Origin of the sequence: Massilia sp. CFBP9026 (genome assembly GCF_034045165.1) — a bacterium.
GTDB classification, from domain to species: Bacteria; Pseudomonadota; Gammaproteobacteria; order Burkholderiales; family Burkholderiaceae_D; genus Telluria; species Telluria arenae.
On the sequence record NZ_JAXCWH010000002.1, the window covers coordinates 188,714 to 210,952 of the forward strand.

The window sequence follows — 22,239 nt, forward strand, 5'->3', positions numbered from 1 at the left end:
AAGAATCTCGATGAGCGACAAGTTTTCCCCTCGCGGTCCGCGCGATCTGATCGATCTGGTGCGCAGCCAGCCGCTGGCCTGGATCGTCTCCGGCGCGGCCGGCGCGCTGCAGGCGACCGTGCTGCCGGTGCAGCTCGAATGCGACGACGCCGGCCAGCCGCTGCGCATCCTCGGCCACTTCGGCCGCAGCAACGACCACTGGCGCCAGTTGCTGGACAGCCCGCGCGCCACCGTGCTGCTGCTCGGGCCCCAAGGTTATATTTCGCCCTCGTGGTTCGCCGACCGCACCCAGGCCCCGACCTGGAATTTCGCCAGCGCCTGCTTCGACGTCGAAGTCGACATCTGCGACACGCCGCTCGACGCGGCGGCCCTGCTGCGTGGCCTGGTCGACGACGTGGAGCGGGATCGCCCCGCGGCCTGGCGCATCGAGGACATGGGCGCGCGCTACGACAGGCTGGCGCAGGGCGTAGTGGGCTTTCGCGCACACATCCTGCAGGTATCGAGCCGCTTCAAGCTGGGCCAGGACGAGCGCGACGACGTGTTCGCCGACATCCTGCGCGGCCTGGAACTGACTGGCCCCGACGAGCTGGCCGGCTGGATGCGGCGCTTCGGCGACACGCGCGCGCCGGTGGCCGCAGTACCGCCGCCCTCCCCGCTCGACCCGGACATCATGCGTTTCATCGACGACGTGCGCGATACCGGCCGCCGGCTCACGGCTGGCCGCGTATTGGACTGGCCGGCACGGCGCGCCATCGCCGAGCAATCGCGCCTGCCATGGCAGGCCGGCGGCCCGCAAATGGGCAGCGTGACCGAAAAGGTGGCGGATACCGAAGCCGGGCCGGTGCGCCTGCGCTTCTACGATCCAACGCCGGGCGAGCCGAAACCGGCGCTGGTCTACATGCACGGCGGCGGCTGGGCGCTGTTCAGCCTCGACACGCACGACCGCCTGATGCGCGAATACGCGGCCAGGTCTGGCATGACCGTAATCGGCGTCGACTACGCGCTGGCGCCGGAAGCGCGCTATCCGATCGCGCTGAACCAGGTGGTGGCGACCGTGCGCTGGCTGCGCATCCACGGTGCGAAATTCGGCATCGATCCGGAACGCCTGGCCCTGGGCGGCGACTCGGCCGGCGGCAGCCTGTCCTTCGGCGCGGCGCTCAAGCTGCGCGACGCCGGAGAGCCTGACGCGGTCAAGGCCATCCTCAGCATCTATGGCGGCTTCTCTCCCGATCCGTCGCCGGCCGCGCGCCAGCGCTACGGCACGCCGGACGATATGCTCACCGCCGACGAGGTCGACGAGTTCTGGCACAACTATATCGGCAGCATGGCTGACCGACGCGATCCCTACCTGGCGACGGTGCTGGCCGACCTGCGCGGCATGCCGCCGGTGTTCCTGCTCGTGGCCGAATGCGACGTGCTTGCCGAGCAGAATCTCCTGATGGCCGGCCTGTTGCTCGAAGCCGAGGTGCCGGTCAAGATCAAGGTGTACCCGGGCGCGCCGCACAGCTTCATCGAGGCGATGGAAGTCTCGACCGTCGCGAGCGGCGCCATCGACGACGGCGCGGCTTGGCTGTGCCAGACGCTGTCCATTTCTTCAAACTCTTCAAGCAAGGATGCCGCATGATCGACCGCCGTCAATTCCTCGTCTCCGCCGGTACATTGGCCGCCAGTGCCTTCAGCCCGGTCATGGCGGCCAGCACCGCCCCACGTCCGTGGCCGCTACCGCCGCAGCACCGCCGCGTGCCGACTGATGTTGGCGGACTCGGTTACTCGCGGATGGACGATTACGCCTGGTTCCAGCCGAAGGACTGGCATGCCGTGCTGCGCGCGCCGGACTCCTTGGACGCGCCGATCAAGGCGGCGGTGAAGCTGGAGAACGAGTACACGGACGCCATGCTGGCGCCATCGGCACCGCAGCAGAAGGCGCTGATCGCACGCATGGAGGCGCTCGACGCGCTTTCCGGCACGCCGGTCGAGATCCGCAGCGGCGACTTTCTCTATTACGAACGCACGCCGCCCGGCAGCGACTATCCGGTGTATCTGCGCCGTCCGGTCAAGGGCGGCCCTGAGCAGGTGCTGCTCGACGTCGGCCTGGAAGCCAAGGGCAAGAAGCACTACAAGCTTGGCTGGATCGCCCCGAAGCACAGTCTCGACGGCCGCCTGTTCGTCTGGGCCGCCGACCGCACCGGCGCCGGCATCTTTTCCGTCTTCGTGCGCGACATCGCCAGCGGCGAGCTGCTGGTGTCGGATATCACCAATGGCCACAGCGGCTACACCCTCTCACCCGACGGCCGCTACCTGTACTGGATCGGCCGCAGCGACAAGGGTCGCCCCTCGACCGTCTACCGGCGCGAGATCGGCAAGCCGGGCGACACCTTGATCTATGAAGAAAAGGACCCGGCCTTCTTCATCGCCCTGCGCACCACGGCGGCCGGCGGCCACGTCGTGATCAAGATGTTCAACGGCGACATGACCGAAGTGCGCCTGGTGCCGATGGATCGCCCGACCGCCACGCCGGTGCTGGTCGAGCCGCGCACGGATGGACTGCGCTACGACATCGACGAATGGAATGGCCAGCTGCTGGTGCTGACCGACGCCGACGGCGCAATCGACTTCAAGCTGATGACGGCCAGCGCGACGGCGCCAAGCCGGGCGAACTGGAAACCCTTCGTGGAACACCAGCCGGGCCGCTTCATCTCCGCGGTTCACCCCTTCGCCGGCTACCTGGTGCGCGAGGAATGGCGCGATGCGCTGCCGCGGCTGGTGGTGATGGCGCCCGATGGCAAGGAACGCGAGATCGCCTTCGACGAGACTGCCTACGCAATCAGCGTGCCGCCGGACCAGGGCGGCAACGTGCCGACCATGGCCTTCAGCTACCAGTCGCCGCGTTCGCCGCGCGCCGCCTTCACCCTGGACCTGGCCAGCGCGCAGTTCGCGCCTGCCGGCGCACCGGTCGTCTCCAAGGCCTATGACCGCGAGCGCTACGAGGTGCGACGCTTCTCGGCGAAGGCCGAGGATGGCGCGCTGGTGCCGATCACGGTCCTGATGCGCAAGGGCCAGAAGCTCGACGGCAGCGCCCCGCTCTTCCTGTATGGTTACGGTTCATACGGCGCGACGATCGACGCCGAGTTTTCACCTTCTGCGATCGCGTTGGTGGAGCAAGGATGGATCCATGCCATCGCCCACGTGCGCGGCGGCGCCGAGCGCGGCACCGAATGGTGGCGATCGGTGCTCAAGCAGGGCAAGAAGAAGACCTTCACCGACTTTATCACCTGCGCCGAGCACCTGATCGCCGAGCGTTACACCAGCAAGGGGCGGATTGTGGCGCATGGCTTCTCGGCCGGCGGTTTGCTGATGGGCGCGATCTACACGATGCGGCCGGACCTGTGGGCTGGCGTGATCGCGCAGATGCCGTTCCTGGATGTGCTGACCACGATCGAGCATTACGAAAACCATCCGCTGGGGACGACGTCGTTCCCGTTCTGGGGCGATCCGCGTGTGCCGGAAGATCACGCCTATATGGCGACCTACTCGCCTTACGACAATCTGCGCACCGCGGCGTATCCGGCCTTGCTGGCGCTGGGCAGCGTGGCAGACGATCGGGTGGCGTTCTGGGAGCCGCTCAAGTTCGCGGTCAAGGCGCGTGGCTCGACCACGGCGGGCAATCCGATCCTGTCGCGGACCTTGCTGCATGCGGGGCATATGGGCGATCCGGGAACGACGGCGCAACGCGCGCAGCAGGCGTCGTTCATGGCGTTCGCCGTGTGGTCCGCAGACCGGAAGTGGGGACAGGTGCCGCAGCGACCAAAGACGACGTAATACACACTCCAAAAGCAAAACTCCGCAGTCGCGGGGTTTTGTCATTCATGCGATGCCGATGGCAATCAGTCCCAGCTCAGGATGCCGCCGGTCTGATACTCAATCACACGCGTCTCAAAGAAGTCACGTTCTTTCTTCAGATCGATCATCTCGCTCATCCACAGGAACCGATTCTCTTCTTTCGAATCAACATCGAAGTCAGGTCTGACTTTTAGACACTGCCTCGACAATAAATGCATCCAAAGGCAGAGCTCGTTTCCGAATATCAGGCCTGACCCCAATCACGTGACCCCCAACTACGCTTGCTTAAGTATTATGCAACTGTATTTTTAGCTTTAGAAGCCTATCGCCGTACGCCTTAGAAAAACACTCTTCATCTGCCGTTCCATCAGTGAATATTTTCATAAAAAGCGTTCCCAGCTGCTCATTTCCGCGCCCCTTTACTTCATGATCAAATGTTGCGGCCATGATGGCTAACCTACCTATTGCTTTTTTTTCATGAATCTCATCCATTCTATCCCCCCATTCCAAGCAGACAAGATTCATATAAACCTCGAACAGTCTTTTCAACGTATTAATTACATGGGCTTCAGGGTGAGCTGCCACAAAGATAGTTAGTTGTGCTAGACGTTCTAATGGCGAAATATTTTCAATATCAGTTCTAAGCCGTGCACTGCTATACCAAACGCCAGCTATTCCGCTTATTGTTTGCACTGTATTCCTTGGGTTATTTAACAAAATAACCAATACCACAGCAAGGTGCTTCAATATCTCGAGATAGTTTTTTCTAACGTTCCACACGCCTTCGAAAAGTGCGGATGCTAATTCGTCAGATTGGATAATATCGATCACTTCTGCGACACTCTTTGCTGACTCTACTTCTCCCGGAATCACTGAAATTAAATCTTTAAATGATACATTAACATCAACATTCCACAAACATAGCTGGCCTACTTTGCGAGAAACCTCCAAGGACGTCAGAACCTTTAGTTCTTCCGCAATTCGCAGCAAATCTAATGTACACATATCACATTTCGATTCATTGCTGAAATAACTTCGAACGACACCATCATCCGAATAAAGGACAAATCGCTGATCACTCAAGATTCCGTCGATATCCTCTACCCCAGCCAGGTCAAGATCTCTAGATTTATTTTTATTAGGTATAGGCTGAATTATTTTCCGAATATTAAACTTAAGAATTTCTATCAACTCCTGACACTGTGCTCGCGCCCAACTTCCAACCATTGGTGTTGCCAGACGCTGCAGTTCTAAAAGAGTATTTTGTGTTACCGCAATGCGCGGGAAAACTGAGAACAGCACATCGAATAATTTAAGATCTTTTATCACAAAGAGAGTTATCATATCTAAAAGAGGAATTTTTGATTCGATATCTCGCCGGAATAGATTTTTAACCTCCCCGACAACCATGTTTAAACGATATTGTCTCGCATCGCGATTGGCACTTTTTGTTATCTGCCATAAGGCAGCCACATCACCTACATTATTTAAAACGTTTCGAGGTCGCCAAGAAAACGGTATGCCGATGCTACCTTTTGCAAGTAGATTGGCGAATTTATTTTTAACATTCTCACTCTCAATGCTTTCCCCCACCATTTGACGCAAGAATTTTTTCAGATCATCGGCGGTGGAGTCTTCAGATATCTTCCCTACTCTGAAGAATTTTGAGTTCGGATAACGTTCAGTAAATTTTTTAATTCTTTCCTGAAAATCATTTCTTCTGGCCGTAGTGACTTTTATACTGCTTGGCATCGTAGATGTAAGATAGGCCAAGATAAATACACCTTCTTCATGCTCGATCTCTTGTCTAGCATGCATCCCCATTCGCCAGGCAATTTCTTCAGATCGTTGAGATTGGGGATCACTCATCTGAACAAGACAAAAAAGAAATCTCAATAAATCAAATTTTTTTTCACGTTGAACTTCTTTGCCCAGAAGTCGCTCAACAAGGGAGATTGCATCCTCAGAGAAACCGCAGCGAGCTGCAATATTAATATATGTATTTATTGCAACGGAATCATATTCGCTGTCGTGCACAATCACTTGTAGTTGTTCTAATGCCTCCGCTGAGTTACCAATCTTATCAAGCGCAAATGCTCTAATCGCTTGAAACCTGCTGATATGAGCAAATCGCCTAATGGCGTCATCGACAAGATCCAGCAGTATTTCCCATTTACCGAGTGTTGTATAAGCTTGAGCTAGGTGAAGTTCTGCTTCGACAGATAATTTTTGTTCAGCGCGTAGATCTAATGCAACCTCAACACACTTCTCTGCATCAGAAATATCAAACGCATCCAGTGCGTGGAAAAGTTGCTGCCCGATAACTTTCGGCTTTCCAAACGTCAGATATTTGTCAGCCAGAACCCGCACAGCTTCGGCTCTAGCTAACGGATTTCTTGAGACAGCACGGTAATATTCAATAACAGCCGCCTCGGCTTCCCATCCATCTTCTTTCTGGAGCAATTCTTCAACTTTCTTTCCGACATCCGGACGAATTACCTCATCTGCGGCAAGAGCTGCCAAGCTGAGGCATAGAAGGTATTTGTCGTCATCCCTAGGCAGCAATGAAGAATTATCCTCGAAGAGATTTACACATTCCGAATAATTTTTGGCCTGATATAGTAGAATTATTCGACGAAGAACTTGGCCACCGCTTTCCGGCTGTGCAGCATTTGCGTCGAGTGCAATCGCCCATTCTTTGCACTGCATAGCGATTCTTTCTAATGCTTCTTGCAGTCCAACTTCGCGTGGTCTTTTTCTGGCTGCTACATGCATTAGATTTAATGTAGCCGTTTCCTTTCCTAGCATCATACTTGTGCATGCCCATATATCCGAGAAATATCCCACATTCCTCGACCAACCAGATGCACTCATAAGTTCCACTGTCTTTTCAATATCCTCCCAAGCAGAATTTAAATTTTCCAGACACAGGTTCACCGGGCCGAATACCGGAATAATTCCTCCATTTTTATGAAGTGAGGAATTTGGCATCGAGAGATAAAAATAAGACCTCGCTCTCAATATATAGAATAGCTGCTTGGTATCATCTTTGATCCCTTCAAGGTGAAGACCCTCGTTACACAATTCGATTACCGCAATCCATTCTGATCGCATGATCTTAAGGATTGCAAGTGTGCCTAAACTTTCCTTTCTTGGAATTTTTTCAAGCATCTCTTCAGCTTGAATATAGAGCCCTTCTGCAGCGAGAATTCGTGCATGAAGTGCGACTTCCTCAGAAGATTCAGATGTCAGATATTTTTTAATATTTGAGAAATCTGCCTCGCCAATGCCCTCGAACCTTGCACGAAGCTCTGCCTCAACCCAAGCTGTTTTGTATCGTGTCGAATTACTGGACAGGGCGAAGGCATTCTTGTAAGCCTCCGTAGCTTGATCCTCCAGTGAATCTTGCGATAGCCGTCGCCCTGTTAAATACCAGTATTCTGCTTTTTCAGCCACAGTTGCAGAGATTAGGCCCGTTGAAATTTCCGATAATTTTTTACGGGCAAACTCAGATAATCCAGCAGCAAGATTCTCTGCAATACTTTTTAGTTTCCCGGCGATAGTCTCAAAGGGAGCTTCAGGCCAAGGCGTCAATACTGGAGCAGACATCTGCTCTATCAAAGCAGAATCTCGCTTAGCAAATCCATCGGATATTCTCAGCAAAATATCAGCGCGTGCTGCTGAATCAACGGCTGGCAATTTATCCTCAACGGTTTGATCTAAAGATTTAGCAGCCATCACCATACGACGATGCATATCGATATATGAACTTATATCGAGGTCTGGCTCAAGTAAATTAGCTCTAGGGACCCTGATCGTTAAGGATGCTTGAGAGTCACTTCCAGGATTTCCATCCCTGTGACGTTGGATTTCCTCATGAATCCAGATGTAATATAGAGGGCAATTTATCGGCCGCTTTAAATCGACACTAAGATCACATAAGACCAACAAAATTGGTTCTGAGACGCGAGAATAGTAATTTAACGTCCGCGCTTTAAGCACGATTGAGAAAAAATCTCCCAAAGCGCTCATTTGAGGAGCCTGAGTTCCTTTCAACTGAACCCTAAAAATATCCCGGTACTTTCCACCATTAACAATTTGGACTTGATAATCAAATCCCGCATCATCTGTGCCGTCTAACGAGTGAACGCGCCAAGAATCGGGACAGTTTGCATTAAAACATTTATCCGCATTGTGGCCGATTCTCTGGGCTTCGCTCTCTTCTGGCAAAGACGAATTACTCATAATTATTCCTAGCATTCAGGCAGATTAATACATTTATGAAGCAGATACGAAAAGACCCGGCCTGAAAAAGCCGGGTCTCGTAATTTACTACTTACTACATAACATATAACCTAAACAATCTGTGATTAATCCCAGCTCAGCGTCCCACCAGTCTGATACTCAGTCACACGCGTCTCGAAGAAGTTACGTTCCTTCTTCAGATCGATCATCTCGCTCATCCACGGGAACGGATTCTCTTCGTTCGGGAACAGCGGCTCCAGGCCGATCTGCACGGCGCGGCGGTTGGCGATGAAGCGCAGGTAGCCTTTGAACATCGGGGCGTTCAGGCCCAGCACGCCGCGTGGCATGGTGTCTTCGGCGTAGCGGTATTCCAGGTCGACCGCTTCCAGGAACAGGGCCTTGATCTCTTCGCGGAATTCCGGGGTCCACAGCTGCGGGTTTTCCATCTTGATCGTGTTGATCAGGTCGATGCCGAAGTTCACGTGCATCGATTCGTCGCGCAGGATGTACTGGTACTGCTCGGCGGCGCCGGTCATCTTGTTCTGGCGGCCCAGCGCCAGGATTTGCGTGAAGCCGACGTAGAAGAACAGGCCTTCCATCAGGCAGGCGAAGACGATGATCGACTTCAGCAGCTGCTGGTCGGTCTCGGTCGTGCCGGTCTTGAATTCCGGGTTGGTCAGGACGTCGATGAACGGGATCAGGAACTGGTCCTTGTCGTGGATCGAGTCGATCTCGTTGTAGGCGTTGAAGATCTCGCCTTCGTCCAGGCCCAGCGATTCGACGATGTACTGGTAGGCGTGGGTATGGATCGCCTCTTCGAAGGCCTGGCGCAGCAGGTACTGGCGGCACTCGGGAGCGGTGATGTGGCGATAGGTGCCCAGCACGATATTGTTCGCGGCCAGCGAGTCGGCAGTCACGAAGAAGCCCAGGTTGCGCTTGACCAGGCGGCGCTCGTCTTCCGACAGGCCGTTCGGGTTCTTCCACAGCTCGATGTCGCGCTGCATGTTCACTTCTTGCGGCATCCAGTGGTTCGCGCAGCCGGCCAGGTATTTGTCCCATGCCCATTTGTACTTGAACGGCACCAGCTGGTTCACGTCGGTTTCGCCGTTGATGATGCGCTTGTCGTCGGCGTTGACGCGCTTGGCCACTTCAGCGGCGGGAGCGCCTTCTGGATTGGCGGCTTGTGGGGCGCGCTGGGCGCTGGTTGGTTCGTCGTCCCAAGAGAGCATGGTGATTTCCTTCTGTGGTGGCCTGTCGCGTTGGGCGCGGTGAGGTCACGTGTGTGTGTTGATGATGATTGTCGGCCGACGAGGGGGAACCTTGAAGTTTGCGGTGCTATAGGCGAACTTGGGTTCCCGCCTGCGCGGGAACGACGGTCTTGAAGTTACGGGTGCGAGCGAACCATTTGGTCAGCTCGCACCTGGTTACAGCATTACTGGCAAGCTTCGCATTCCTCGAAACCGTCGTCGCCTGGACGCAGGTAGCAGGCGGCGCCTTCATCCATTTCGGCAGTCGCTGCGGCTGGTGCTGCGGCGACTGGCGCTACTACTGCCGGTGCTGCATGACCTGCCTGCAGGCCGCCCGAGACCGGCACGGCGTTCAGGGCGCCGGTGCGGGTGGTCGACTTTTCCAGGTGGGTCGCGGCGATGGTGCGCAGGTAGTAGGTGGTTTTCAGGCCACGCAGCCATGCCAGTTTATAGGTCTCGTCCAGCTTCTTGCCCGAGGCGCCGGCCATGTAGATGTTCAGCGACTGCGCCTGGTCGATCCACTTCTGGCGGCGCGAGGCGGCTTCCACCAGCCACTTCGGTTCCACTTCGAAGGCCGTTGCGTAGATGTCGCGCAGGTCTTGCGGCACGCGGTCGATCTTGGACAGCGAACCGTCGAAATACTTCAGGTCGGCGATCATGACTTCGTCCCACAGGTCGCGTGCCTTCAGGTCGCGCACCAGGTACGAGTTGATCTCGGTGAATTCGCCCGACAGGTTCGACTTCACGTACAGGTTCTGGAAGGTCGGTTCGATACAGGCCGACACGCCGATGATGTTCGAGATGGTCGCGGTCGGGGCGATCGCCACGCAGTTCGAGTTACGCATGCCGAACTGCTTGATGCGCTCGCGCACCGGGGTCCAGTCCATCGATTCGCTGGTGTCCTGCTCCAGGTAGCCGCCGCGTTCCTCAAGCAGCAGCTTGATCGAGTCCTGCGGCAGGATGCCGCGGTCCCACAGCGAGCCGGTGTAGGTCTCGTAGCGGCCACGTTCCTCGGCCAGCTCGGTCGACGCCAGGTAGGCGTAGTAGCAGACGGCTTCCATCGAGATGTCGGCGAACTTGACTGCCTGTTCCGACGCGAACGGGATGCGCATCATGTGCAGGCAGTCCTGGTGACCCATGACGCCCATGCCCACCGGACGGTGGCGCAGGTTCGAGTTGCGCGCCTTTTCCACCGCGTAGTAGTTGATGTCGATGACGTTATCCAGCATGCGCATCGCGGTACGGATGGTCTTTTGCAGCTTGACGTGGTCCAGGCCATCGCCCTTCATGTGCTGCGGCAGGTTCACCGAGCCCAGGTTGCAGACGGCGATTTCGTCGGCGCTGGTGTTCAGGGTGATCTCGGTGCACAGGTTCGACGAGTGCACCACGCCCACGTGCTGCTGCGGCGAACGGATATTGCATGGGTCCTTGAAGGTGATCCATGGGTGGCCGGTCTCGAACAGCATCGACAGCATCTTGCGCCACAGGTCCATGGCTTCGATCTTCTTGAAGACCGCCATTTCGCCGTTGGCCGCTTTGGTTTCATAGGCCAGGTAGGCTTTTTCGAAGGCCTTGCCGGTCAGGTCGTGCAGGTCTGGCGTCTCGGATGGCGAGAACAGGGTCCAGGCGCCCTTTTCCATCACGCGCTTCATGAACAGGTCGGGAATCCAGTTCGCGGTGTTCATATCGTGGGTGCGGCGGCGGTCGTCGCCGGTGTTCTTGCGCAGGTCCAGGAATTCTTCGATGTCCAGGTGCCAGGTTTCCAGGTAGGCGCAGACCGCGCCCTTGCGCTTGCCGCCCTGGTTCACCGCCACGGCGGTGTCGTTGACCACTTTCAGGAACGGGACCACGCCCTGCGAACGGCCGTTGGTGCCCTTGATGCGCGAACCCAGCGCACGCACTGGCGTCCAGTCGTTGCCCAGGCCGCCGGCGAACTTCGACAGCAGTGCGTTTTCCTTGATGGCGTCGTAGATGCCTTCCAGGTCGTCGCCGACGGTGGTCAGGTAGCACGACGACAGCTGCGAGCGGCGGGTGCCCGAGTTGAACAGGGTCGGGGTCGAGCTCATGAAGTCGAACGACGACAGCAGGTTGTAGAACTCGATGGCGCGCGCTTCGCGGTCGTCTTCGCGCAGGGCCAGGCCCATCGCGACACGCATGTAGAAGGCCTGCGGCATTTCGATGCGCACGTCGCGCACGTGCAGGAAGTAGCGGTCGTACAGGGTCTGCAGGCCGATGTAGCCGAACTGCAGGTCGCGGTCGGCGACGATGGCCTTGGCCAGGCGCTCGAGGTCGTACTTGCCCAGCTCTTCGTCCAGCAGCTCGTTGTGGATGCCCTTGGCGATGTATTGCGGGAAGTAGGTCAGGTATTCGGCAGCGGCGCCGGCTTGCGGCACTTCGTGTTCGAAGACTTCTTTACGGATGGTGTGCAGCAGGATGCGGGCGGTCACCTGGCTGTAGGCCGGGTCCTTTTCCATCAGCGCGCGGGCAGCCAGGATGGCGGACTTGTACAGCTCTTCGACCGGCACGCCGTCGTACAGGTTTTTCAGGGTCTCGGCGACGATTGCGTCGGCGTCGACGTGCTTTTCCAGGCCCGAGCAAGCGGCGTTGACGAGGGCGTGGACGTCGTTGATGTCCAGCAGGCGGCGCTCGCCGCCGTCGACCACGTGAATCTGCGGCGCGGCAACCGGGGCGCCACCTAGAGCTTCCTTGGCGGCGCGGCGCTCGTCCATGCGCTTGGCGCGGTACAGCACGTATTCACGCGCGACGTCGTGTTCGCCCGAACGCATCAGCGACAGCTCGACCTGGTCCTGCACGTCTTCGATGTGGAAGGTGCCGCCGTTCGGCTGGCGGCGCACCAGCGCGGCCACGACGTTACCGGTCATCTGTTCCACCAGTTCGCGGATGCGCGCCGAGACCGCGCCCTGGCCGCCGGCCACGGCCAGGAAGGCCTTGGTCATCGCGACCGAGATCTTGTGCGGCTCGAAAGCGACGACGGCGCCGTTGCGGCGGATGACGCGGTAATCGCCGCGCGCGACGATCTCGGCCGGGGTTTGGCTGGTCGACGCCGATCCTGGGGTGACGTGTTGGTTGATCGAGATGTTCTGTGCTGTTTGCATTGAGCCTCCAGGATGAGCGGTCGGACCGCCTTTGTACACGAGGACCGGGTGGCGGCTGGCGCCGCGGTCCGTCAACAAAATTAATAGCAAAACGAATCCCCGCCAGCCGGTGGCCGATGCTGGCAAACCAGAGAAGCAGGGTAAGAATATTTAAATAAAGCTCGTCAGCAGGTGCTTACTAGACAAATCACTGAACAAATTTGTGGGCAACTTGTGGACAACATGCGGACAACTCGCCGCTGGCTAAAAACCTAGTGTCTTTCGATCCACTACCACTACATCTAGTGCCAAGCTTTGATATGAGACTAATTGTAGTACCTCGCTTGCGATCGAGGCAAGCTAATAAATCGCCATTTTTTTTGTTTTTTGGCGCGCGCAGTCTTGACATTTCAGCGTCGCACCAAAGAAGGGGAGCATACGGTGAGCAAGCACTAACATCAGAAAAATCTGCACTAAACAGGCGACTTACATAGGAATCAAAACGAGGCGCGCATGCTCTGCCAAGGCGCATTATGCACCAAAATAATTACCGCAAAGTAACATGATCGGGCAACCGGCGGTGCCGGTCGGATGCCTCAATCGTCCGGTGCGCAGATGTCCAGTTTCTGCATCTGGTAACGCAGCTGGCGTACGCTGATCCCGAGCAGGCTCGCCGCCTGGGTGCGGTTGAATTGGGTCTGCTGCAGCGCGCGCTGGATAATGTCGCGCTCGACCTGTTCGAGATATTCGGGCAGGTTGCTCGGCAATTCGGCGGGGCCGAGGGCGACCGGGGCGGCCATCGGCCTGGGCGGCGGCGCCACCTCCACCGGTGGCGGGACCGGCGCCGCGGCCGGCGTCACCGTCTCGCTCCGCCCTCCTTCCACCGGCCGCGCCGCCTTGAGCGACAAATCTCCGACCTGGATCGCGCCATCGTTGGCAAACGCCAGCGCCCGTTCCAGCACGTTCTCCAGCTCGCGCACATTGCCGGGGAAGGAATACGCCTTCAATGCTTCCAGCACGCCCGGCCCCAGCGAGGCCTGCCCCGGCCCGGCCAAGCGGTTCAGGATGCCATCGGCCAGCAGGGCCAGGTCGTCCATCCGCTCGCGCAGCGGCGGCAGCGCCAGCTCGATCACGTTCAGGCGATAAAACAGGTCTTGCCTGAACCGGCCAGTCTCGACACAGCGCGCCAGGTCCTGGTGGGTGGCACTGATGATGCGCACGTCGACCGGCTCCTCGCTCGTGGCGCCGATCTTGCGCACGCGCCGCTCCTGGATCGCGCGCAGCAGCTTGACCTGCATCGCCAGCGGCAGGTCCGCCACCTCGTCCAGCATCAGGGTGCCGCCGTTGGCGGCCTGGAAGAAGCCGTCGCGCTCCTCGGCCGCGCCGGTGAAGGCGCCCTTGCGGTAGCCGAAGAACTCGGCCTCCATCAGGGTCTCGGGGATCGCGCCGCAGTTCACCGCCACGAAAGGTTTCGAGGCGCGCGAACTCTGGGCGTGGATCTCGCGCGCGGCCAGTTCCTTGCCGCTGCCGGATTCACCGGTGATCGAGATCGGCGCCATCGAGCGCGCCAGGCGCGCGATCTGGGCCCGCAACGACTGCATCGCCGGCGAATGGCCGATCATGCGCGAATCGACCGCGCCACCGTCGGCCGCCGCGGCGCCTTCCGATAACTTGAGGGCCGAGCGCACCATCACACGCAGCGCGTCGAGCGCCACCGGCTTGGCGATGTAGTCGAAAGCGCCGGCCTTGAGCGCCACCACCGCGTTCTCGGCGCTGCCGTAGGCGGTGATCACGGCGACCGGCGTGCCCTTGCCCGAGGCGGCGATCTCGCGCACCAGTTCCAGCCCCAGGCCGTCCGGCAGGCGCATATCGGTCAGCACCAGCGCATAGTCGCGCTCTTCGAACAGGTTTCTCGCCTGGCGCAACGTGGCGGCGCTATCGACGTCCAGCCCCATCTTGAGCAGGGTGATTTCGAGCAGCTCGCGCAGGTCGGCTTCGTCGTCGAGCACCAGGATGCGGGGCGCGCTCATGGCTTACTCGAGGGCGAAGGTGATGACAAAGCGGCCGCTGGCCTTGCGCGGCCCCAGCGCGGACGGGTCGAACCGGTATTCATAATCGAGTTTCGCATCGTTGTTCAGGCACAGTTCGCGCGCCAGGTAGAGTCCCAGGCCGGTCCCCTTGCTCGACGTAGTATAGAAGGGCTCGAACAGGTGGTCGCGCACTTCAGGCGTGATGCCGGGTCCGTCGTCCTGCACGTGCAGCTCGCGCCGGCCGGCGGCGTCGCGCGCCGGGAAGATGCGGATGCTGGCCGGCTGGCGGCTGGCGTAGCGCACCGCGTTGTTCAGCAGGTTGAGCAAGACCTCGTGCAGGTGCAGCGGATCGAAGCGCACCGCGCTGCCGCCCGGATCGCCTATATAGACTATATCACCGGCCAGGCCGTGGATTTCGCAGAATTCGGCCTTCAGCTCTTCGAGGAATGGGCCGAGCGCCACCGGTTCGCCGTTCGGCTGGGCCTTGCGCGACAGCTGCAGGATGTCTTCCACCATGCGGTTCACGCGCGTCACGTTGTCGCGCACGATCTTCAGCAAGCGCAGCTCGGCCGGGCCATGCAGGTCTTCGGCCAGCAGCTCGGTGGCGTGGCCGATCGCCGACAGCGGGTTGCGCACCTCGTGCGCGATGCTGGCGGTCAGGCGGCCCATCGAGGCCAGCTTGAGTTGCTGCGCCTGGTTTTCGATGGCGCTCACGTCCTGCATGAAGATCACGCTACGGCCGGCCGCGTCACTGCCGTCGGCCACCCGCGCGAAGCGCAATTTGAGGTGCACCGGCTGGTCGCGCCGCCCGCGAACTTCAGCTTCACCATCGCCGGCGCCGTCGCCTTCGCGATAGGGTTTCAGGGTGACGAATCCCTTGTCGTTGTCGGGCGCGGCCAGCCAGGCGTCGAAGGCCAGCGCCACCGGCTCGAAGGCCGGCACGGCATGCAGCAGGAAACCGGCGTCGGCCTGCAAGCCCAGCATGCGGCGCGCCGCCGGGTTGCCGGTGAAGACAGCGCCGTCCTCGCCCACTACCAGGATGCCGTCGCCGACGTCGGCGATCACGATCTCGTTGATCGCCTGCTGGATGCGCAGGTCGGCGCCGCGCTGGGACGCCAGCTCTTCCTGCTTGAGCAGGCGCGCCGCCAGACGGTTGACCATCAATACGCCGGCGAAGAAGGCGGCGCCGAACAGGCCGGCCTGCATCAGGGGCGGGTCGCGCCCCTCGATCACCAGCTGCCAGAGGTTCAGGCCGAGCAGGAACAGGGTCGCGACCGCCGCCGAGAACAGCGCCAGCACCAGCGGCGCCAGGATTGCGGCGCCGGCCAGCGGAAACAGATACAGGATGCCCAGGCCGCTGCGCATGCCGCCGGCCGCCAGGTACAGCAGCGAAATCACCAGCAGGTCGACCGCGATCTGCAGCCCGAGCTGGATCAGGAAGCGCCGCTGCCAGCGCGCCGCCAGCGCGAACATCGCCGCGGTCAGCACATAGAAGACGCAGGTTTCGGTGTTGACCGGGTCCGGGCGCAGCGCGCCGCTTTCCAGGTCGACGCCCAGGTACAGCAGCAGCACCAGGGCGATGACGATGCGGGTGACGGTGAAGGTCTGGAGCGTGCGCCACAGGGTGACCCGCGCGCCCATCGACAGGGGCGAATTCACCCTACGGCGGCGGCAGGCGCACGTGGCCCGGCGAGCAGTAGTCCTGGCCGTCGGCCTTCACCGATTCGGACGCCGGGAAGTACATGCCGCAGTGGGCGCACTGGGCCATGGCCTCGATCTGGGCGCTGGGGGCGGCGGGACCGCGCGCCGTATCGGGCGGAACCCCATGCTTTTTGGCCATCGCGCGCAGCTTGCTGCGCACGGCGAACACGATGAGGACGATGAGGCCAATCCAGAACAAGATACGCATCAGTAGACTCCCCGGTGCAGGACGACTTCGAGCACGAAGCGGCTACCGACGTAGGCCAGCGCCAGGGTGGCGAAGCCTGCCAGCGTGAAGCGCAGCGCGGTCTTGCCGCGCCAGCCCTGCCACCTGCGCCCGGCCAGCAGCGCCGCGAACAGCGCCCACGAGAGCAGCGCGAACACGCTCTTGTGGTCGAGCAGCAGCGGCCGGCCGAACACCTGTTCGGAGAACACGAAGCCCGACAATACCGTCAGGCTGAGCAGGACGAAGCCGATCCAGATCACACGGAACAACAGTTTTTCCATGGTGAGCAGCGCCGGGAGCTGGTCGAGCGCGGAGCCAAACCAGCCGCCGCCGGCGGTGCGGGTATGCAGCCGCGTCTCTTGCAGTGCCATCAGCACGGCGTGGAAAGCGGCGATGGTCAGGGTGCTGTAGGCCAGCACCGCGACCGCGATATGCCAGCCGAAGGCGGCGGTCTTGCCGGCCAGCGGCGTCAGGGTGCCCGGGAACAGCAGCGGCAACAGGGTGGCCGCGGCCGCGAACGGCATCACCAGGCGGCGCAGGCTGTCGAGGGCGAAATTGCGGTTCTCGAACCAGTAGGCCGCCACCGACACCCACAAGGCGCTGGAAATCATGATGGCGAAGCCGACCCGCAGCCGTCCCGGCACCATCACGTCCATGCCGAGCGCGACGCCATGCAGGGCCCAGGCCCCGGCGGTCACGCCCGAGATGACGGCGCCCAGCCGCGACGGCAGCAGGGCGCATACCGCGTACAGGAAGGCAGCGGCAAGGAAGAGGGAATTCTGCATAATAAGAGTCTACACCATCGGCGAACGCCGGTGGGAAGCCCCCCGGGTGGAAGCCTCCCTTCCGCCGATGGCGCCGCCACATATATATGTGGCGTACGTTCAATCCACCGCCACCATCCGCAACTCGTCGTTGTGATGCCGCGCCTGCTCTTCCATCACCATCAGCCCCAGCTCGCGCTTGAGCAGGTTGAATTCCGGCGCCGCCGGGTCGCGCGGGCGCGCGATCTCGACCAGGAGATCGCGCTTGATCGTCCCCGGCCGATAAGTCATCACGACGATGCGGTCGGCCAGGTAGATCGCTTCCTCGATGCTGTGGGTGACGAACAGGATCGTCTTTCTGAGCTCGGCCCACAGGCGCAGCAGCTCGTCCTGCAGGTTGCGCCGGGTGAGCGCGTCGAGCGCGCCGAAGGGCTCGTCCATCAGCAGGATCGGCGAATCGAGCGCCAGCACGCGCGCGATCGCCACCCGCTGGCGCATGCCGCCGGACAGGTCCTTCGGATAGCGGGTGCGAAAGTCGGCCAGCGACAGCAGCTTGAGCAGCTCGTCCACCCGGCGGTCGATCTCCGGCCCGCGCATGCGCTTGATCTCGAGGCCGAAGCGGATGTTCTGCTCGACCGTCATCCAGGGAAACAGCGCGTATTCCTGGAACACCATGCCGCGCTGCGGCCCCGGCCCGGTGACTGGGCGGCCATCGACCAGGATCTCCCCGGAAGACGGCGGCGCGAAGCCGGCCACCGCATTGAGCAGGGTCGACTTGCCGCAGCCCGAAGGGCCGAGCAGGCAGGTGAACTGCCCGCGTTCGAGCGCCAGGTCGATGCCTTGCAGGGCCACCACTTCATGGTCTTCGGCGCCGAACACTTTATTGACGCCCTCGATACGGATATGGATATCGCTCATGTCAGTGCTCCAGGCCGCGGTGCCAGCGCAGCAAATGGTTGTTCAGTCGGTTGACGCCGATGTCGATCAGGAGGCCCAGCACGCCGATGGAGATCATCCCGGCGATGACCTTGTCCGACCAGAAGTACTCGCGCGCCTCCGAGATGCGGAAACCCAGGCCGCTGTTCACGGCGATCATCTCGGCCACGATCACGACGATGAAGGCGGTGCCGATCCCGATCCGCACGCCGGACAGGATGTAGGGCACCGCCGCCGGCAGGATCACGCGCAGGAACATCGTCAGCTTGCCGGCGCCGAGGTTGTGCGCCGCGCGCAGATAGATGCCGTCGACCTGGCGCACGCCGGCGATCGTGTTCATCAGGACCGGAAAGAACGCCCCGATCGCGATCAGGAACACCGCCGGCGGATTGCCGAGCCCGAACCACAGCATCGCCAGCGGGATGTAGGCGATCGGCGGGATCGGCCGCAGCACCTGCACCAGGGGGTTCATCCAGGCGTGCACGCGCTGGCTTGCCCCCATTGCCAGCCCGAGCGGCAGCGCCAGCCCGGCGCCGATGGCGAAGCCCACCACCACCCGGTACAGGCTGGCGATGACGTCCACCGGCAGTTCGCCCGACAACGCCCATGTGAGCCAGCCGCCATCGGTGTAATGCTCGAACGGCTCCAGCGGCAGCAGGTAGTCGACCCACTTGCGCCACACGTCCAGCGGCGCCGGCAGCACCTGGCGGTCGACCAGGCCGCTGGCTGCTACCCATTGCCAGAGTGCGATCGCCAGCACCGGCACCACCAGGCCGGTGGCGGCGTCGTTCCATCGGAGCCGCTTCTTGCGGATCGTCTTGCGTCGTTCGATGCGTTCCATGATCGATGCTCCCCTACTTGATGTTCAGGCTTTTCTTGGCCGAGACCAGCAGGTCGGTACGGACCCAGTCGCTGGCCAGCGGCGGACGCGCCATGCGCCCCACTCCGGTCTGCGCCATGACGTCGGTCGTGACCTGGATGTGCTGGGGCGTGATGTCATAGGAGTACGGTGAATTGGCCATCGCCGCGCGGAAGTCGGCGGTCGTGATCTGGCCCTTGAACATCGACTGGCGCACATAGTGTTCGGCGATGTCGGGCCGGTCGATGAAGGTGCGCGTGGCTTGCACGAAGCAGCGCATGAACTTCTCGGCCAGCGGCCGACGCTCGCGGTAGAATTTTTCGGTCATGACCATGGTGCGCACCGGCTCGCCGATCGGCGTTCCGTAGGGTTTCATGACTTCCACGCCAAAACCCATATTGATCGCCTGCGACGATTGCGGCTCGGATTGCATCATCGCGTCGATGTGCCGGCCCAGCAGCGCCTGGTTCAGCTCGGGATAGGACAGGTAGACCAGCTGCACGTCCTTGCGGCTGGTGGTGTCGGCGCTCAGCTTGTTGCGCGCCAGCTCGGCCATCAGGAGCACTTCCTGGATGCCGCCGCGGGTGACGCCCACTTTTTTCCCCTTGAGCTGGGACACCGACACTATCTTCAGCTCGGGCCGCGCCACCAGCCGCGCCCCGCCGCGCGCGAAGCCGGCCACCACCACCACCGGGGCGCCGCCGGCGCGGCCCTGGATCGCGGCCTCGGACGCGGTAGCGCCCACGTCCAGTTCGCCGGCGATGATCGCCTGCATGATGTCCAGCCCCTTGGCGAACATCTTTTCCTCGACCCGGATGCCGCAGCCCGGCGCGATTTCCTTGATATAGGACACCGCGCCGAAATGCGCCAGCTTCAGATTCCCCAGCCGCACGACGTCCTGGGCCGCTGAGGTCCCTCCCACGGCAAAGAGCGCCAATGCGATCAATGTCTTGCCAAACATCTGCGTCATAACGTTTCTCCTGACCTCGATTTATAGGATTCATGCTTGCCGGAAAGGCGAGTAGGCAATACAACATGGCAGCCGTGGGTCGTGTTTGCGTTATGCCAAAAGGCGACGGCGTTGGCGAAAAATGGCCGGGACAGGCCGGGTTCGGCGCGATGGGGTATGCAGGGCAGTGGCGGCGCAAGGTAAAATGACGCGTTGGCGAACCTGCGCCAAGTCCGAATTGCGCTTCTTTCTATATTAGGTAGACATGCTAGATAACCTCACCCAACGCCTTGCCAAGGTCGTCAAGACCATGCGCGGCGAGGCCCGCCTGACCGAGGCGAACACCGCGGAAATGCTGCGCGAAGTGCGCATGGCCCTGCTCGAGGCGGACGTGGCGCTGCCGGCGGTGCGCGAATTCATCGCCAAGGTCAAAGAGAAGGCCCTGGGCGAAGAAGTCGTCGGCTCGCTGTCGCCCGGCCAGGCCCTGGTCGGCGTGGTGCAGAAAGAGCTGGCCGCGCTGATGGGCGCCGACCTCGGCCCCGAAGCGACCCAACTCTCCTTCGCCCAGCAGCCGCCCGCGATCATCCTGATGGCCGGCCTGCAGGGTGTGGGTAAGACCACCACCACGGGTAAGCTGGCCAAGTACCTCAAGGAACAAAAGAAGAAGAAAGTCCTGACCGTCTCGGCCGACGTCTACCGTCCCGCCGCGATCGCCCAGCTGGAGTCCGTCACCAAGCAGGTCGGCGCCGACTTCTTCCCGTCCACCGCCAGCGACAAGCCGGTCGACATCGCCCGCGCCGCGCTGGACTGGGCCAAGAAGCATTACCACGACGTCCTGATCATCGACACCGCCGGCCGCCTGGGCATCGACGAAGCGATGATGCAAGAAATCGCCGCCGTGCACGGCGCCGTCAATCCGGTCGAGACCCTGTTCGTGGTCGACGCCATGCTGGGCCAGGATGCGATCAACACCGCCAAGGCCTTCAACGACGCCCTGCCCCTGACCGGCATCGTGCTGACCAAGCTCGATGGCGATTCGCGCGGCGGTGCGGCGCTGTCGGTGCGTCACGTGACCGGCAAGCCGATCAAGTTCGCCGGCGTGTCCGAAAAACTCGACGGCCTGGAAGCCTTCGACCCCACCCGCATGGCCAACCGCGTGCTGGGCATGGGCGACATCCTGGCGCTGGTCGAAGAAGCGCGCAAGGGCGTCGACGCCGAGGCGGCGGCCGAACTGGCCAACAAGATCAAGGTCGGCGGCCGCTTCGACATGAACGACTTCAAGTCGCAACTGACGCAAATGAAGAAAATGGGCGGCATGGCCGGCCTGATGGATAAACTGCCGGCCCAGTTCCAGCAGGCGGCGGCCGGCGCCAATATGGGCCAGGCCGAAAAATCCGTGCAGCGCATGGTGGGCATCATCGACTCGATGACCCCGCTCGAGCGCGCCAAACCCGAACTGATCAAGGCCAACCGCAAGCGCCGCATCGCGGCCGGCGCCGGCGTGCAGGTGCAGGAAGTGAACCGCATGCTGAACCAGTACGACCAGATGCAGACCATGATGAAAAAGCTCAAGGGCGGCGGCCTGATGAAGATGATGCGCGGGATGAAGGGCATGATGCCCGGCATGCGTTAATCTGCATGCCAATCGGCGAACACCGCGCAAAGTATCGCTTTGCGCGGTTTTTTTTCGCCGCTTGTCAGCGTTTTTTCGTTCTCATGCGTTGTTGTGTGCGATAACGCCCATTTGGCGGGTTTTATGAGTGAAAAAGTTTTGAAAAAGACTTGCACGTTCTGTAAAACGCTACCAATATAGGCGTGCGATAAATTACGCACTTTTCCACGTGTTCGTTTTAGGAGGCTCGAAGATGGCAACAGCCAAAAAAACCACTGCAGCGCCAGCAAAAAAAGACGCTGCCAAGCCTGCTGCAGCGGCCAAGCCGGCAGCAAAAAAGGCAGCACCAGCAGCGAAGTCGGCCGATAAGCCGGCAGCCGCGCGCAAGCCAAATGCTGCTTTCATGAAAGCCATGACCCCGTCCGCCACGCTGGCTGCCGTCGTTGGCGACAAGCCGCTGCCGCGCACCGAAGTGACCAAGAAGGTCTGGGATTACATCAAGTCGAAAGACCTGCAAGACGCAGCGAATCGCCGCATGATCAATGCCGACGACAAGCTGAAAGCGGTTTTCGGCGGCAAGGCACAAGTCTCGATGTTCGAAATGACCAAGCTCATTTCGGATCACCTGAAATAAGCCAACGCGCTATTTCAATAAGCTTCACGCTTAAAAAAAGCCCCGGTTTCAAACCCGGGGCTTTTTTGTTATTCAGCTGTAAATAATAGTGGCAGCAGGTT

At 60.4% G+C, this 22,239-nt stretch carries 14 protein-coding genes; 4 read left to right on the plus strand and 10 right to left on the minus strand.

Annotated elements, in window-relative coordinates; all coding sequences use genetic code 11:
* Nucleotides 1–10: 10 nt before the first annotated feature.
* Together SOM28_RS04995 and SOM28_RS05000 are read left to right on the plus strand one after the other, a co-directional pair.
* Nucleotides 11–1,624, plus strand: coding sequence for an alpha/beta hydrolase fold domain-containing protein (locus SOM28_RS04995; protein ID WP_320467419.1), 1,614 nt, complete (start codon nt 11–13; stop codon nt 1,622–1,624).
* Nucleotides 1,621–3,819: a prolyl oligopeptidase family serine peptidase gene (locus SOM28_RS05000; protein WP_320467420.1), complete on the plus strand. Its 2,199-nt coding sequence runs from the start codon at nt 1,621–1,623 to the stop codon at nt 3,817–3,819. The genes SOM28_RS04995 and SOM28_RS05000 overlap by 4 nt, the downstream gene beginning before the upstream one ends.
* Nucleotides 3,820–4,125: 306 nt before the next feature.
* On the opposite strand, the gene SOM28_RS05010 is transcribed toward SOM28_RS05000, so the two are convergent.
* From SOM28_RS05010 to SOM28_RS05055, 10 genes are all read right to left on the minus strand, one after another.
* Nucleotides 4,126–8,085 carry a DUF4365 domain-containing protein gene (locus tag SOM28_RS05010; protein ID WP_320467421.1) on the minus strand — a complete coding sequence of 1,320 codons (3,960 nt, stop codon included), beginning with the start codon at nt 8,083–8,085 and terminating at the stop codon, nt 4,126–4,128.
* Between the two features lie 125 nt (nt 8,086–8,210).
* Nucleotides 8,211–9,314 carry a ribonucleotide-diphosphate reductase subunit beta gene (locus SOM28_RS05015; RefSeq protein WP_123071294.1) on the minus strand — a complete coding sequence of 368 codons (1,104 nt, stop codon included), beginning with the start codon at nt 9,312–9,314 and terminating at the stop codon, nt 8,211–8,213.
* Between the two features lie 203 nt (nt 9,315–9,517).
* Entirely contained in the window at nt 9,518–12,448 is a 2,931-nt protein-coding gene (locus SOM28_RS05020) for a ribonucleoside-diphosphate reductase subunit alpha (protein WP_320467422.1), read from the minus strand.
* Between the two features lie 575 nt (nt 12,449–13,023).
* Nucleotides 13,024–14,457 (minus strand): sigma-54-dependent transcriptional regulator, encoded by a 1,434-nt coding sequence (locus tag SOM28_RS05025; protein WP_320467423.1) that lies wholly within the window; start codon nt 14,455–14,457, stop codon nt 13,024–13,026.
* Between the two features lie 3 nt (nt 14,458–14,460).
* Nucleotides 14,461–16,098 (minus strand): two-component system sensor histidine kinase NtrB, encoded by a 1,638-nt coding sequence (locus SOM28_RS05030; protein ID WP_123071302.1) that lies wholly within the window; start codon nt 16,096–16,098, stop codon nt 14,461–14,463.
* Between the two features lie 19 nt (nt 16,099–16,117).
* Nucleotides 16,118–16,366 carry a PP0621 family protein gene (locus tag SOM28_RS05035; protein WP_183407521.1) on the minus strand — a complete coding sequence of 83 codons (249 nt, stop codon included), beginning with the start codon at nt 16,364–16,366 and terminating at the stop codon, nt 16,118–16,120.
* Nucleotides 16,366–17,169 carry a cytochrome C assembly family protein gene (locus SOM28_RS05040; protein WP_123071290.1) on the minus strand — a complete coding sequence of 268 codons (804 nt, stop codon included), beginning with the start codon at nt 17,167–17,169 and terminating at the stop codon, nt 16,366–16,368. The genes SOM28_RS05035 and SOM28_RS05040 overlap by 1 nt, the downstream gene beginning before the upstream one ends.
* Before the next feature lie 99 nt (nt 17,170–17,268).
* Nucleotides 17,269–18,066 carry an ABC transporter ATP-binding protein gene (locus tag SOM28_RS05045; protein ID WP_320467424.1) on the minus strand — a complete coding sequence of 266 codons (798 nt, stop codon included), beginning with the start codon at nt 18,064–18,066 and terminating at the stop codon, nt 17,269–17,271.
* A gap of 1 nt (nt 18,067) precedes the next feature.
* Nucleotides 18,068–18,925, minus strand: a complete 858-nt coding sequence (locus SOM28_RS05050; RefSeq protein ID WP_320467425.1) for an ABC transporter permease — start codon at nt 18,923–18,925, stop codon at nt 18,068–18,070.
* Nucleotides 18,926–18,938: 13 nt separating this feature from the next.
* Nucleotides 18,939–19,913 carry an ABC transporter substrate-binding protein gene (locus SOM28_RS05055; RefSeq protein ID WP_123071288.1) on the minus strand — a complete coding sequence of 325 codons (975 nt, stop codon included), beginning with the start codon at nt 19,911–19,913 and terminating at the stop codon, nt 18,939–18,941.
* 244 nt (nt 19,914–20,157) lie between these two features.
* Here SOM28_RS05055 and ffh point away from each other — a divergent pair, with 244 nt between their 5' ends.
* On the plus strand, nt 20,158–21,525 hold the full coding sequence (ffh, locus tag SOM28_RS05060; RefSeq protein WP_123071287.1) for a signal recognition particle protein: 1,368 nt from the start codon (nt 20,158–20,160) through the stop codon (nt 21,523–21,525).
* Nucleotides 21,526–21,757: 232 nt separating this feature from the next.
* On the plus strand, nt 21,758–22,138 hold the full coding sequence (locus SOM28_RS05065; protein ID WP_109346291.1) for an SWIB/MDM2 domain-containing protein: 381 nt from the start codon (nt 21,758–21,760) through the stop codon (nt 22,136–22,138).
* Nucleotides 22,139–22,239: the final 101 nt, after the last annotated feature.